The organism is Devosia nitrariae, from assembly GCF_030160115.1.
Taxonomy (GTDB): Bacteria; Pseudomonadota; Alphaproteobacteria; order Rhizobiales; family Devosiaceae; genus Devosia; species Devosia nitrariae.
On record NZ_BSNS01000034.1, the window covers coordinates 1 to 12,871 of the forward strand.

Here is a 12,871-nt window from a genome sequence, read left to right on the forward strand (position 1 = left end):
CAGCCAGTAGATCGGCAGCATCAGGAAGATGATGTAGACGGTCGGGACGAGCCAGCGGGCGGTCTTCATCTCAACTCTCCTCGGTCCGCATCATCAGCGTGTAGAAGATCCAGCTCACCGCGAGAACGATCAGGAAATAGACCAGCGAGGTGGCTGCCGCCGGACCGAGATCGAACTGCCCCAGAGCCGTCTTCACCAGATCGATGGACAGCAGAGTGGTCGAACTCCCAGGCCCGCCGCCGGTCAGCACCGACGGTTCGGTGTAAATCATGAAGCTATCCATGAAGCGCAGCAGCACGGCGATGGTGAGCACCCGCTTCATCTTGGGCAGCTGGATGTAGCGGAAGACCGCCCAAGGCTTGGCGCCGTCGATCTTGGCCGCCTGGTAGTAAGCCTCGGGGATCGAGACCAACCCGGCATAGGCCAGCAGCACCACCAGCGACGTCCAGTGCCAGACATCCATGGCGATGAGCGTGACCCAGGCCGAGACCGGCTGGCGCGTGTAGTTGTAGTCGATGCCCATGGAATTGAGGGTATGGCCGAGCAGGCCGATATCGGGCAGCGCCATGATGTTCCACATGGCGCCGACGACGTTCCAGGGTATCAGCAGCGGCAGCGCCATCAGCACCAGGCACACCGACACCCATGTGCCACGCCTGGGCATTGTGAGCGCGATGGCGACACCGAGCGGGATTTCGATCAGCAGGATGGTGCCGGTGAAGAACAGCTGCCGGCCGAGGGCGCCGTGAAAGCGCGGATCGCGCAGCACCTGCTCGAACCAGGTGACGCCGGACCAGAAGAAGGTGTTGTCGCCGAAGGTTTCCTGAACGGAATAGTTGACGACGGTCATCAGCGGAATCAGGGCGTTGAACGCAACGAGAAGCACCACGGGCGTAACCAGGAGCCAGGCACGGTTGTCGGCTGTCTTGTTCATCGCCCTGCTCCTCCGATCAGCCAACCGTCGCGGTAGAGCCGAGTCTGGCCGGGCGCGAAGCCGAGATTGACGGCTCCCGACGGGATCGGTTCGCCCTCGTCGACCAGCAGTTTTATGCTGTGCCCGCGGCTCTCGGTATCGATGATGCGGTAGCGGCCTGCATCGGCGACGTTGGTGACCGTGGCCGGAATGCCCGTGGGCGCGAAGCGCACGAATTCCGGGCGGATGCCGAGTTCGACGACGCCCTCGGCGGCGGCAACCGGATTAGCGACCTCGACGGGCTGGCCGCCAAACAGCGCCGTACCATTCTCGATCTTGGCGGGCAGCACGTTCATTCCAGGGGAGCCGATGAAGTGGCCGACAAAGGTGTGCTGTGGCTGCTCAAACAATTCGACGGGCGTACCGATCTGCACCACCTCACCAGCATTCATCACCACCACCTGGTCGGCGAAGGTCAACGCTTCGGTCTGGTCGTGGGTCACATAGATCATGGTGGTACGCACACGCTGGTGCAGTTCGCGCAGCTTTGAGCGCAACACCCATTTGAGATGCGGATCGATCACCGTCAGCGGCTCGTCGAACATCACCAGATTGACGTCGGGGCGGACCAGCCCCCGGGCCAGCGAGATCTTCTGCTTGCCGTCGGCGGTGAGGCCCGCCGCACGCTGCCGAAGCATCGGGGTCAATTCGGTGAGTTCCGCGATCTCGGCCACACGAGGAGCAATCTCGGCTTCGGCCATGCCGCGATTGCGCAGGGGGAAGGCGATATTGTCGTAGACGCTCATCGTGTCGTAGACGACGGGGAACTGGAACACCTGCGCGATGTTGCGTGCTTCGGGAGAGAGTCCGGTGACGTCGCGATCATCGAACAGGATGCGTCCCCGCGTGGGGCGGAGCAACCCGGACATGATGTTGAGCAGCGTGGTCTTGCCGCAGCCGGACGGCCCGAGCAGCGCGAAGGCACCGCCATCTGCCCATTCGAGATCGAGACGCCGCACAGCCCACTCGACGTCACCCTCGGCAGGGTCGAAATAGGTGTGGGCGAGATCTTCCAGCGTGATCCTGGCCATCAGACACCGCCTTTCACGCGCACGCCATCGGGGGTGAACATCATCGCCTGCCCCAGATCGGCGAAGAAGGTGCCCGTGGAGCCGACCGCGACACGATGCACGCCATGCGACTGGCTGACCCAGGTATCGTTCGGCAGCTCGAAATGGATGACGCTTTCGGAGCCCGAGATCTCGGTCACCAGCACATTCCCGGTCAGCGGCGTATCCGTCTCGCGCCGCCGCTTGATGGCCACGTTGTGCGGCCGCAGAGCCAGCATATAGTCGCCGTCGGCGGCGCTGGCGAGCGGGCCTGGGATTGGCCAGTCGAGGCCTCCCGGCGCCAGCAACCGATGGCCGGCCTTGCGCACCGCGATGGTGTTGATCGGCGGTTCGGAAAAGATGGCTGCGCTCTCGAGGTTCGCCGGCTGGCGATAGACGGTGCCGGTCGGACCGAATTGCCGCACCCGACCCTTGGCCAGCGCCGCCGTGTGGCCGCCGAGCAGGAGTGCCTCGGACGGTTCGGTCGTCGCGTAGACCACAGTGCAGCCGCGACCCGACAGCAGCTTGGGCAGTTCGTCGCGCAGTTCCTCGCGCAGCTTGAAATCCAGATTTGCCAGTGGCTCGTCGAGCAGCACGAGGTCGGCATCCTTGACCAAAGCACGGGCGAGCGCGGTGCGCTGCTGCTGCCCGCCGGAAAGCTCGGATGGCCGGCGGTTGAGCATCGGCGTCAGCCGCAAGAGGTCGGACACGGCCAGCACGCGCGACTTGATCTCTGCGCCATTGACGCCGGCGACCCGCAGGGGCGATGCAATATTCTCGAACACGTCGAAATTCGGGTAGTTGATGAACTGCTGGTAGACCATCGAGACGTTGCGCTGCTGCACCGGCACGCCGGTGACGTTCCTGCCGCGGAACCAGACTTCGCCCTCGGTGGGTCGCTGCAGTCCCGCCATCAGTTGCATCAGCGTCGTCTTGCCGGCGAGCGTCGTACCGAGAAGGATGTTGAACCCCTCATCCTCTAGCGTGAGATCGGTCGGGAAGATGTGGACTTCGTTGCCCACCACCTTCGACACGTTGCGCAGTTCTAACGACATGCAGGAGCTCGCTGGCGGCGGAAGGTTGAAACGCGGCCCCGGAACAACACGCGTCCCGGAGCCGCCACCCTGGGAGGACGCTACTGGTTTTCGGTCCAGCGCTTGACGAGCTCGTCATAGGCTATGGTCTCGCCCGGCGGCTTCTCGTTCTCGAGAGCGGCGTGTGGGCCACCCTCCTTGCCGAGCCATTCGGCCGGATCGACCTCCGGATTCAATCGCGGCCCGCAGCCGCCATAGGTGTTGTTGGCCTCGTCGGCGGCCTGCATGCGGGCCATGGTGGTGTCCATCTCGGCGGCCAGGCGGTCCATGGCTTCCTGGGCCGTGAACGCACCGGAGTTCACGTCACCGATCTGCTGCCACCAGAGCTGGGCAAGCTTGGGATAGTCCGGCACGTTGACCCCCGTCGGGCTCCACAGCACCCGGTCGGGCGAGCGGTAGAATTCGACCCAGCCGCCCAGCTTCGGGGCCCGCTCGGTGAAGCTCTCATGCCGGATGTCGCTGTCGCGGACGATGGTGAGCCCGGTATGGGCCTTCTTCAACGAAACCGTCTTGGAGACGACGAACTGGGCATAGAGCCAAGCGGCGGCCATGCGGTCGGGAGGCGTCGACTTGAACAGCGTCCAGCTGCCTACGTCCTGGTAACCGAGCTTCTGACCATCCTGCCAGTACGGCCCGTGCGGCGACGGCGCCATCTTCCAGAGCGGCGTGCCTTCTTCGTCGACAGTGTTGTTGCCCTCGCTCTGGGGCTTGACCATGTCGGCGAGGAAGGCTGTGTACCAGAAGATCTGCTGGGCCACATTGCCCTGCGCCAGTGCCGGGAGCGACTGGTAGAAGTCATAGTCGGCGGCGCCCGGCGGAGCGTAGGCGCGTAGCCACTCGTCCCATTTGCGGATGGCATAGACCGAGGCCGGTCCGTTGGTTTCGCCGCCGCGGCTGACCGACGCGCCCTGCGGATTGCAGCTGCCCTCCTCCATGCGGATGCCCCATTCGTCGATGGGCCGGCCGTTGGGCAGCCCCGGCGATCCGGAGCCGGCCATCGACAGCCAGGCGTCGGTCATGCGCCAGCCGAGGTCGGGCGCGCGCTTGCCGTAATCCATGTGGCCGTAGATTCGTACGCCGTCGATTTCACGGACGTCCTCGGAGAAGAACTGAGCGATGTCCTCATAGGCCGACCAGTTCACGGGCACGCCGAGCTCGTAGCCGTACTTGGCCTGGAACTGCTCCTTCAGGTCCTCCCGCTCGAACCAGTCGGCGCGGAACCAGTAGAGGTTGGCAAACTGCTGGTCGGGCAGCTGCCACACCTTGCCGTCGGGACCGGTGGTGAAGGAGATGCCCATGAAGTCGTCGAGGTCGAGCATCGGGTCGGTGACCTCGGCGCCGTCGCCTTCCATATAATCGGTGAGGTTCACCGCGCTCTGCAGCCGCGAATGCGTCCCGATCAGGTCGGAATCGTTGACATAGGCGTCATAGAGATTCCGATTGGTCTGCATCTGGGTCTGGACGGCCTGCACGACCTCGCCCTCGCCGAGAATCTGGTGGTTCACCCTGATGCCGGTAATCTCTTCGAACGCCCGCGTCAGGACCTGAGCTTCATATTCGTGCGTCGGAATACCCTCACTCAGCACGTTGATTTCCATGCCGGCATAGGGCTCGGCAGCCTCGATGAACCACTGCATCTGCTCCAGTTGCTCGTCGCGCGACAGCGTCGACGGCTGGAACTCACTGTCAATCCATTTCTCCGCGGCCGCCATGTCGGCGACCGCCGGTGCCGCATACGTCATCACGGCCGCAGTCGCGACCGTGACCAACAGGTTGGTCTTCATTAGGATATCCCTCCCTGAACATCGACGCTCCTCAAGCGTCGTCAGCCTCTTCCTCTAGAAGCTGTTAACCACCATCAAGTGAAAAAAAACGAACGTCAAGTGAAAATATGACTATCGAAGTGAAGCCACTCTTGTATACATATGAACTCAAACAGGAGGATTGACGTGGACCGACTGACGCCACGTCAGGCAGACATTCTGGCGCTGGCCCGGCAGCACGGGCGTGTCGATGTCGATGGGCTGGCACTGCATTTTACCGTTACGCCGCAGACGATCCGCAAGGATCTCAATGAGCTGTGCGACCGGCGGCTACTCAACCGCATGCATGGCGGAGCCACCTACCCCTCCGGCGTCGCCAATTACGGCTACGAGGCGAGGCGCATGCTGGCGGCCGACGGCAAACGCCGCATCGGTCTGAAAGCGGCGGATCTGATCCCCGACCACGCCTCCATCATCATCAATATCGGCACCACCACCGAGCAGGTGGCCATGGCACTCCGCCGCCATGAGGGCATCATGGCGGTGACCAACAACATCAATGCCGCCAACATCCTGCGCGAGGTGCAGAGCGCCGAAGTCGTCATTGCCGGCGGGCTGGTGCGGCATTCGGATGGCGGCGTCGTCGGCGAGGCCGCGGTGGATTTCATCCGCCAGTTCCGGGTCGACTATGCGATCATCGGCGCTTCGGCGATCGATGCCGACGGAACGCTGCTGGACTTCGATTTCCGTGAAGTGAAAGTTGCTCAGGCAATCATCGAAACCGCCCGCGAAACCATCCTGGTCGCCGACGCCATGAAGTTCTCCCGCAAGGCGCCGGTGCGCATCGGGCACCTGGAGCAGATCGACGTCTTCGTCACCGATGAACCGCCACCGCCGGAGATTACCGAAATCTGCCTGGCGGCGGGTGTCAGATTGGAGATCGCCGCCGAAACAAGTGCAGAGCAATCCGTGGCATGACCAAAGCCGGTCGGAACGGGTCTACGACGTCCTGGTGATCGGCGGCGGAACGGCACCGACATCGCCTGCGACGGACCTGTGTGCGGACCGTATGCGAGGTTGAATGCCGCTACAGGTCAGCGGGTTGAGCCGCGCCGCACCAGTTCGGCGTCAACGACGATTTTGCGAGACGGGCTGGTCGGCAGCTCAATGTATTCAAGCAAGAGGTCAGCGGCCAAATCGATCATCGTAGATACTGGCTGGCGAACAGTGGTCAGATCGTAGGCGGCGCCGCCGGCAAGCTGGATGTCGTCGAAACCGGCAACGGCCAACTGATGCGGCACCGCAAACCCAAGTTCACCACGGGCCACATCGAGGGCGGCCATGGCCATCAGGTCGTTACCACAATAAATGGCATCGATCGGCTCGGCCGATGACAGCAGCCTGCGCGCCCCCCGCAGAGCGTCGGTGTAGACGAAGTTTCCGGTAGCCACGGACGACAGGATCGCTCCCCGCTCGCTCAGGCCCTGCTGGAATCCCTCATGCCGCAGCCGATTGGATGTCGAGTCCGGGTGCCCGGATAAATAGGCGAGCCTTCGGCAGCCGCCATCGGCCATAAGGTGGCCCATCCGGCGGGAGATTTCGAAGCTGTCGACGCTGACCGATCCGATCGGCGCGACCGGATCGCCGCTGGTGGTGGATATGCCCGGGCTGAATACCAGTACCAGGGGTATCCCGAGCCCGACATATTTGGCCGCCGTGTCCGGTGACAAGTCATTGGTCAGGAACATGCAACCATCGACGCGATACTCGATCATCCCCGGGAGCGCCGATTGCAGATCGCTCTCGGCGTCGCCGGAGTAGATGAAGCTCTTGAGCCCCTCGCGCTGCAGCCGGCGGGCGAGGCGCTCGAGCGCCACGGCAAGGAACGGATTTTCCAGGCCGCCGGTGATCACCCCGATTATGCCGCTGCGGCGCGTGATCATGCCCCTTACCAGGGCGTTTCGGTGATAGCCGAGCTTTTCGGCAGCACTCAGAACCTTCTGGCGCGTCTCTGCCGAGACGCTGGCGCCTTCGGTCAGTGTACGCGATACGGCCGAGCGGGAGACGCCAGCCAACCGGGCGACGTCGAGCGCAGTAACCCGACGCGGACGAGGAGCGGGACTCGACTTCGGGCTCATGCCACTGCGATTGCGCCGGTTATCAGGCCCGTCGCTTCTTCGGGCGTGGTGTCGGCGATGGGTTTGTCCGCGACCTTGCGTCCGCGGCGCAGCACGACCAGTCGGTCGGCGACGGCAAACACGTCCGGCATGCGGTGGCTGATCAGGACTACGGTTATGCCCCTGTCGCGCAAACGTTTGATCAGATCGAGAACCGTGCCGACCTGTCGCACACTGATCGCGGCCGTTGGTTCGTCCATGAGCACGATCCTGGCGTCAGAAAGGCGGGTACGGGCAATTGCCACCGCCTGGCGCTGGCCGCCCGACATCAGACGCACCTTGTCGTTCGGCCGGGTTTCGGATTGCAATTCCGAGAACAACTCGGCCGCGCGCCGCGCCATGGCGCGGTAGTCGAGTATGCTAAATGGCCCTATCCGGCGCCTGAGCTCGCGCCCGAGGAACACATTGTCGGCGGCCGTCAGATTGTCGCAAAGCGCGAGGTCCTGATGGACGACCTCGATGCCGCTCTGTCGTGCACCGGCGCTGCTGGCAAACCGCACACGCTCCCCAGCGAGGATAACCTCGCCCGCGCTCGGTTGGAAATTTCCTGCAATTATCCGCACGAGCGTCGACTTGCCCGCACCATTGTCGCCCATCAACCCGACGACCTCACCCTGCCCCAGCTGGACATCGATGCCCTCCAGCGCCTGGATGGCGCCGAAGTGTTTGGAAATGTTTTTGAGTTCGAGAATGGGAGGTTTCATTGGGCTTGCCTGCGGCGCACCGCGAACTGGTCGAGAGTCACCGCCGCCACGAGAGTAATTCCGATGACGATCTGCTGGATGAAGGAGGAGACGTTGAGCAGCACCAGGCCATTGGTGAGCACGCCGAGCAATAGCGCTCCGATAACGGTGCCCACAATACTGCCGACACCACCAAAAAGACTGGTGCCCCCGATGACGACAGCGGCGATGACGGTCAACTCGAGACCGCTGCCGGCGACGGCCTCGGCGGAATTGAGCCGGGCGGAGAGCAAAAACCCCGCCAACCCGCACGCGAACCCGCTGATGACGTAGGTGATGAAGACGACACGCCTCGTCGGCACTCCATTGAGGTCCGCCGCTCGCTCATTGCCGCCTGTCGCATAGACGTGCTTGCCGAAGACGGTGTAAGTGAGCACGAAATGAGCAATCAGGGCGGCACCTAAGAAAATGACGACCGGCACGGGCACCATGCCGATCCGTCCTTGTCCCCACCAGGCATAGTCGGCCGAGAAACCTGAAATCGGGCCGCCGCCGGAAAACAGCAGCGCCGCCCCTCGGAATGCCGTCAACCCTCCCAGGGTTACGACGAAGGGCGGCACCTTCAGCCGCGTGATCGCCAAACCCTGCACTGCGCCCCCCAACATGCCGGCGGCGAGCGCCGCAAGGACCACCAGGAACAAGGGATTGGCGGCCGTCGCCGCGCCCCCGAGGGCGAAGCGGTCGTCCAACCCGCCTTTGGCGACATATGCCCCAACCAGCCCCGACAGTGCCAGCAACGACCCGACGGAGAGATCGATCCCCTTGGTCAGGATCACGAACGTCATTCCAATGGCGACGAGGCCGGAAATCGAAACCTGACGAAGAATGTTGAAGACGTTGAGCGGGTGGGCAAAGCGCGGTTCAAGGGCGGTGAACACCGCAATCAGCAACAGCAGGAACAGTGGAGCCGCGTAACGTGCGGCGAACTCGGCGGGGTCGAATCTGCCTACGCGCAAAATGGTATCGGGCATCGGTGACATCGCGTCCTCGAGAGGAGGGCCCGCACTTGCCGGGCCCTCACATGTGTCGGCAACTAGATCTCATCGAGCCGTTCAGCCTCGTCGATATTCGCCTCGGTGATGGCGATGGGCTCGAGCAGTATGAGCTCCTCCGGCTGCTTGCCATCGCGCAGGAACTCCACGAGCGCTTGCAATGCCGTGCTGCTCTGGCCGCCCGGGAATTGCTCGATAGTGGCGGCCAGACCTCCATCACGCACCGAGGCCAACGCTTCGGGCAGGGCGTCGAAGCCGATGATCGGAATGTCCAGCCCCCGCTCCTGGGTGACTTGAATGGCACCGAGGGCCATATCGTCATTGGCCGCCACGATGACGTCCGGCGGTGTGCTCATTCCGGCCAGGAGCGCTTCGGTCACCGAGGCACCTTCCGCGCGCGCAAAATTGGCGGTCTGTTCGGCGACGAACTCGTAACGGTCGGAGACGGGATCGAGCACGTTGTGCAGGCCTTGGTTGCGATCAATGGCTGGGCTGGCGCCGGGCTGGCCCTGCAAGTTGATGATGCGCGCGCCGTCCGGGAACATTTCCATGATCAGGCGACCCTGGGCCTCCCCACCGAGCACGTTATCGGCGCCGACATGAGCGAGAATACCCGGAACGCCCTCCACGCGCCGGTCGATGGTCACGACGGGAATGCCCGCATCAACCGCCTGCTGGAGGGCCGGCGCCATCGCCACGGCATCGAGCGGACTGATGATAATACCATCGACGCCGCGGATGATCGCCGCTTCGACATCGGCGGTCTGTTTGGTCGTCTGGTTCTGACCGTCGGTTTCGATCAGCTCGATGCCGCCTATGCTCTCAGCCTCCTGGCGCAGAGCATTCTGCATGTGAACGAAAAATGGGAACTCCAGCGCCGGCATCGACGATGTGATCGTCAGATCCTGAGCCTGAGCGGCGCCAGCGCCTCCCATCAACGCGGCCAGGAGCACGCCGGAAAACAGAAACTTCGAGCGGAACAACGTCATGACTTCTCCTCCTCCGAAGGCGCCGGTTAGGCAATTTTCTGATGGGCGCCACAACGATATTTCCCGAGAAAACCCCATGCTTTCTCGCATTGCACATGTGTGCAATGAACCCTAACGCGGCTTCGAGCAGGGGGTCAATGCAGCCCTCACTCGCTGGTCCTGCGACTGACGGCTGGTGGCCGGTGCCGCCGGTCGGATTCAGAAGCCGGGTCGTCATTTGCGATTTGCGCAAGCGCCGGCAGGCTGGATAAAGCTTTGACGCCGGCGACGGAAGATGACGAGGAACAATCTTGAAGATCATGTGTCTCAACGCATGGGGCGGGCGGCTCCCCGACCGCCTTCTGCCCTATCTGGAAACCGTTGCTCCCGATGTCCTCTGCCTGCAGGAGGTGGTGGCAACGCCCGCTTCCCCCCGGCCCTGGCTCACCTATCGCGATGGCGACCACGTGCTGGAGCAGCGCGCTGATCTTATGGGCGAAGTCGCCGCGGCCCTGCCGCAGCACAGAGCGATGTTCTGCCCGGCCTCCCGGGGCGCCCTCTGGGACGGCGCCGAGCCGGTCTGGTCGCAATTCGGCATCGCCACCTTTGTGCGCGCTTCGCTCGCGGTCGTCGGGCAGGCCCAGGCGTTCGTCCACGGCGCCTTCTCGCCCGACGACTTCGGCGAGCACCCGCGTCCGCGCAGCGCCCATGCCGTGCGCGTCCATGAGTTCGAGACCGGCCGCACCGTCTCCATCGCCCACATGCACGGGCTGCGCATTCCGGGCGACAAATCCGATTCGCCCGAGCGCCTGGCCCAGGCCAGGCGGTTCGCAGACCTCATCGCCCGCACCGCCGAAGATGGTGACCTCGTCGTTGCCTGCGGCGATTTCAACGTCGAGCCGCAAAGCCAAACCTTCGAGATCCTGGCCGAGCTCGGCCTCACGGACCTCGTCACCACGCGCCGTTTTTCCGGTACACGCACCTCGTTCTATGAAAAAACCGGGCGCTTTGCCGACTACATGCTGGTCGGCGCCGACACAAGGGTTGCCCGCTTCGACGTCGTCGAACAGCCGGAAGTCTCCGACCACCGCCCCCTGCTGCTCGAGATCTGAACAGGCGGTGATGTTGCACCAACCGCCTTTAAATGGTTCAGAGGCCTACAAGAAGTAATAGTCGCCGTCGCCAATCTGGGTCGGGCCGTCTGCCATCTGCACCATTATGAGCCCGTCATTGCCGGGATTGTCGGGGTCTGTCACCTTGTAGATCTGCAGCAGCTGATTGTCGCTGGCATAACGATCGAAGGTCAGCGTTGCATCTCCGCCGAAGCCCAATAGGCTGATGAAGTCCTGCTCGCCGGAACCGGAATGACCGGCCCCATGGAAATCGATGATGTGATCGAAACGACCGTTCGACTGCCGCGGATCGGCGATATCGCCGGCTGCGAAAATGAATGTGTCATTGTCCGCGCCGCCCTGCATGCGGTCCACGCCCTGGCCGCCGGTGAGCTTGTCCCGTCCCCGTTCGCCGCGCAGTAGATCGTTGCCGGCACCGCCATTGAGGGAGTCGTTGTATCGGCTGCCTGTCAGATCGTCGTCGCCGCCCCTCGCTGCTACAAGCACGGCATGATCGCTCGTCTGGTAGCGCACGATGTCGACGCCATTGGTGAGCGACATGTACTCGGGTCCGGCCATGGAGCCGCCGACCGTGATGGTGATCGTTGACAGGTTGCTGTTGCCCTGGCCGTCCGTCGCCATGACCGTGAACGTATCGGTGCCGACGAACCCGGACTGCGGACGATAGTCGAACAGATTGCCGCTGAGAAACGACGCGTGATAGTGGACGCTGCCGAGATAGTCGCCTTCCGGAAATGGGTAGTGATTGCCGTCGAACCGGGTGTCGAGCTCGACAGTGCCGTAGTCGGGCCCATCGACAATGGTAAAGCTCAAAAAGTCGAAGTCTGCGTCGGTCGCTAGGAATTCGACATCGAGCACCGACTGTCCCCCTGCCAAGACCACGTTGAGATCGGAGAGGACCGGCGCGGTGTTGACAAACGTATCGGGCAACTCAACGCCGTCCTCGACGATGATCTGATGCTCGCCATACTGCGTGTTCTGGCCGCTGCCATAGGGAGTGGCGCCTTTATACGTCACCACGAAATCGTCAGAGGATTCGGCGGTTACCGAAACGACGTCCAGGGACAGGAAGGCCGCCTCGGCATGGACGGTGCGGATGAAATTACCGTCGTTGTCGAAGAGGTAGGTATCGAGCTCGGAAACTGTTTCAATCCTGCCGTGGTGGGTGAAGCCGGTGATGGCAAAGAAGCCGTCGAACACGTCGACCGATTCCAGTGTTACCCAGCCATAGAAAAAGTCCGGCAGGGCTCCGATGGGATCGGAAACGTCGCCTTGCGCATCGGTCAAGGTGAAGGAGTAGGCGACATGCGGTCCGCCTCCCTCCAAGACAGTCAGTTCGCTGCCATTGCTGAGCGTCGGCATCATGATCCTCTTAACTTCATAGGGGGAGGAGGGCATGGGCACGTTGTGCGAGGCAGGCTACCAAGACACGTAGAGGCCTCCGATGGCGATGCTCAAACAGGGTGTTCAAAGCATGAAGATTGGACCCCTGATTGCGCAGACCTCATCACACTGAAACCGTCTGGCCGAGTTGATCGGCTAATCCCTGAGGATAGAGAGCTATGCCGTCCGGCAGGTGATGGGGATCGAACCACCGCGCGGTCCAGACGCTCATGTCGTTTTCAACGAGATCGACTGCATCCCGCTTGTAATAGGATTCGTCGTGCAGCCGGACCGGAGCGGCAAAGATATACTCGTGACCTACCGCACCTTCATGCACAAAGAGATTTTCGAGCGCGATCCAGGGACCAAGGATGGTGGTGCCGCAATGGAGTTCCTCCTCGAATTCGCGCTCAAGGGCCTGTTCCCGTGTCTCGCCGAATTCGACCGTGCCGCCGGGCGGGCGGATACCCTTGACCTGCCCGTTGTCCTGCTTCACCTCCGCCGCCAGAATCCTGCCCCCATTCCAGATGAGGCCGAGGACTTTTACGCGGATCTTTTCGGGTGGTCTCCACATGGACATGTGACCTCAAGGGATG

The 12,871-nt window shown here is 62.8% G+C and carries 12 protein-coding genes and 1 pseudogene; 2 read left to right on the plus strand and 11 right to left on the minus strand.

Annotated features, from left to right (window positions below; translation table 11 throughout):
- Nucleotides 1–70: 70 nt before the first annotated feature.
- The 4 genes from QQK18_RS26800 to QQK18_RS26815 form a co-directional block, all read right to left on the minus strand.
- Entirely contained in the window at nt 71–934 is an 864-nt protein-coding gene (locus tag QQK18_RS26800) for a carbohydrate ABC transporter permease (RefSeq protein WP_284343488.1), read from the minus strand.
- Nucleotides 931–2,004, minus strand: coding sequence for an ABC transporter ATP-binding protein (locus tag QQK18_RS26805; RefSeq protein WP_284343489.1), 1,074 nt, complete (start codon nt 2,002–2,004; stop codon nt 931–933). Before QQK18_RS26805 ends, QQK18_RS26800 begins: the two co-directional genes overlap by 4 nt.
- Nucleotides 2,004–3,077 carry an ABC transporter ATP-binding protein gene (locus tag QQK18_RS26810; RefSeq protein ID WP_284343490.1) on the minus strand — a complete coding sequence of 358 codons (1,074 nt, stop codon included), beginning with the start codon at nt 3,075–3,077 and terminating at the stop codon, nt 2,004–2,006. Before QQK18_RS26810 ends, QQK18_RS26805 begins: the two co-directional genes overlap by 1 nt.
- 80 nt (nt 3,078–3,157) lie before the next feature.
- Nucleotides 3,158–4,900: an ABC transporter substrate-binding protein gene (locus tag QQK18_RS26815; protein WP_284343491.1), complete on the minus strand. Its 1,743-nt coding sequence runs from the start codon at nt 4,898–4,900 to the stop codon at nt 3,158–3,160.
- Between the two features lie 141 nt (nt 4,901–5,041).
- Between QQK18_RS26815 and QQK18_RS26820 the strand changes: the two genes are divergently transcribed.
- A complete protein-coding gene (locus tag QQK18_RS26820; protein ID WP_284343492.1) occupies nt 5,042–5,857 on the plus strand; it encodes a DeoR/GlpR family DNA-binding transcription regulator in 816 nt (271 codons plus the stop codon).
- 116 nt (nt 5,858–5,973) lie between these two features.
- On the opposite strand, the gene QQK18_RS26825 is transcribed toward QQK18_RS26820, so the two are convergent.
- The 5 genes and pseudogenes from QQK18_RS26825 to QQK18_RS26840 form a co-directional block, all read right to left on the minus strand.
- Nucleotides 5,974–6,822, minus strand: coding sequence for a substrate-binding domain-containing protein (locus QQK18_RS26825; RefSeq protein ID WP_284343493.1), 849 nt, complete (start codon nt 6,820–6,822; stop codon nt 5,974–5,976).
- 27 nt (nt 6,823–6,849) lie between these two features.
- Nucleotides 6,850–7,017 (minus strand): annotated as a pseudogene (locus tag QQK18_RS27645) (LacI family DNA-binding transcriptional regulator); the annotation flags it as partial.
- Nucleotides 7,014–7,760 (minus strand): ATP-binding cassette domain-containing protein, encoded by a 747-nt coding sequence (locus QQK18_RS26830; RefSeq protein ID WP_284343494.1) that lies wholly within the window; start codon nt 7,758–7,760, stop codon nt 7,014–7,016. The gene QQK18_RS26830 and the pseudogene QQK18_RS27645, both read right to left, overlap by 4 nt.
- Complete coding sequence (locus QQK18_RS26835) at nt 7,757–8,770, minus strand: ABC transporter permease (RefSeq protein ID WP_284343495.1); 1,014 nt, start codon at nt 8,768–8,770, stop codon at nt 7,757–7,759. The genes QQK18_RS26830 and QQK18_RS26835 overlap by 4 nt, the downstream gene beginning before the upstream one ends.
- A 62-nt stretch (nt 8,771–8,832) precedes the next feature.
- On the minus strand, nt 8,833–9,870 hold the full coding sequence (locus tag QQK18_RS26840; RefSeq protein ID WP_348523259.1) for a substrate-binding domain-containing protein: 1,038 nt from the start codon (nt 9,868–9,870) through the stop codon (nt 8,833–8,835).
- Between the two features lie 200 nt (nt 9,871–10,070).
- On the opposite strand from QQK18_RS26840, the gene QQK18_RS26845 reads away from it, so the two are divergent.
- On the plus strand, nt 10,071–10,871 hold the full coding sequence (locus QQK18_RS26845; protein ID WP_284343496.1) for an endonuclease/exonuclease/phosphatase family protein: 801 nt from the start codon (nt 10,071–10,073) through the stop codon (nt 10,869–10,871).
- A gap of 45 nt (nt 10,872–10,916) precedes the next feature.
- On the opposite strand, the gene QQK18_RS26850 is transcribed toward QQK18_RS26845, so the two are convergent.
- Both QQK18_RS26850 and QQK18_RS26855 read right to left on the minus strand, forming a co-directional pair.
- Nucleotides 10,917–12,254, minus strand: a complete 1,338-nt coding sequence (locus QQK18_RS26850) for an Ig-like domain-containing protein (RefSeq protein WP_284343497.1) — start codon at nt 12,252–12,254, stop codon at nt 10,917–10,919.
- Between the two features lie 145 nt (nt 12,255–12,399).
- Nucleotides 12,400–12,855 carry an NUDIX hydrolase gene (locus QQK18_RS26855; RefSeq protein WP_284343498.1) on the minus strand — a complete coding sequence of 152 codons (456 nt, stop codon included), beginning with the start codon at nt 12,853–12,855 and terminating at the stop codon, nt 12,400–12,402.
- Nucleotides 12,856–12,871: the final 16 nt, after the last annotated feature.

Bases quoted from the DNA above. Each gene is read 5' to 3' on its own strand.
- QQK18_RS26800 (WP_284343488.1), bottom strand. From the start codon at position 934: ATGAACAAGACAGCCGACAACCGTGCCTGGCTCCTGGTTACGCCCGTG.
- QQK18_RS26805 (WP_284343489.1), bottom strand. From the start codon at position 2,004: ATGGCCAGGATCACGCTGGAAGATCTCGCCCACACCTATTTCGACCCT.
- QQK18_RS26810 (WP_284343490.1), bottom strand. From the start codon at position 3,077: ATGTCGTTAGAACTGCGCAACGTGTCGAAGGTGGTGGGCAACGAAGTC.
- QQK18_RS26815 (WP_284343491.1), bottom strand. From the start codon at position 4,900: ATGAAGACCAACCTGTTGGTCACGGTCGCGACTGCGGCCGTGATGACG.
- QQK18_RS26820 (WP_284343492.1), top strand. From the start codon at position 5,042: ATGAACTCAAACAGGAGGATTGACGTGGACCGACTGACGCCACGTCAG.
- QQK18_RS26825 (WP_284343493.1), bottom strand. From the start codon at position 6,822: ATGATCACGCGCCGCAGCGGCATAATCGGGGTGATCACCGGCGGCCTG.
- QQK18_RS26830 (WP_284343494.1), bottom strand. From the start codon at position 7,760: ATGAAACCTCCCATTCTCGAACTCAAAAACATTTCCAAACACTTCGGC.
- QQK18_RS26835 (WP_284343495.1), bottom strand. From the start codon at position 8,770: ATGCCCGATACCATTTTGCGCGTAGGCAGATTCGACCCCGCCGAGTTC.
- QQK18_RS26840 (WP_348523259.1), bottom strand. From the start codon at position 9,870: ATGCGAGAAAGCATGGGGTTTTCTCGGGAAATATCGTTGTGGCGCCCA.
- QQK18_RS26850 (WP_284343497.1), bottom strand. From the start codon at position 12,254: ATGCCGACGCTCAGCAATGGCAGCGAACTGACTGTCTTGGAGGGAGGC.
- QQK18_RS26855 (WP_284343498.1), bottom strand. From the start codon at position 12,855: ATGTCCATGTGGAGACCACCCGAAAAGATCCGCGTAAAAGTCCTCGGC.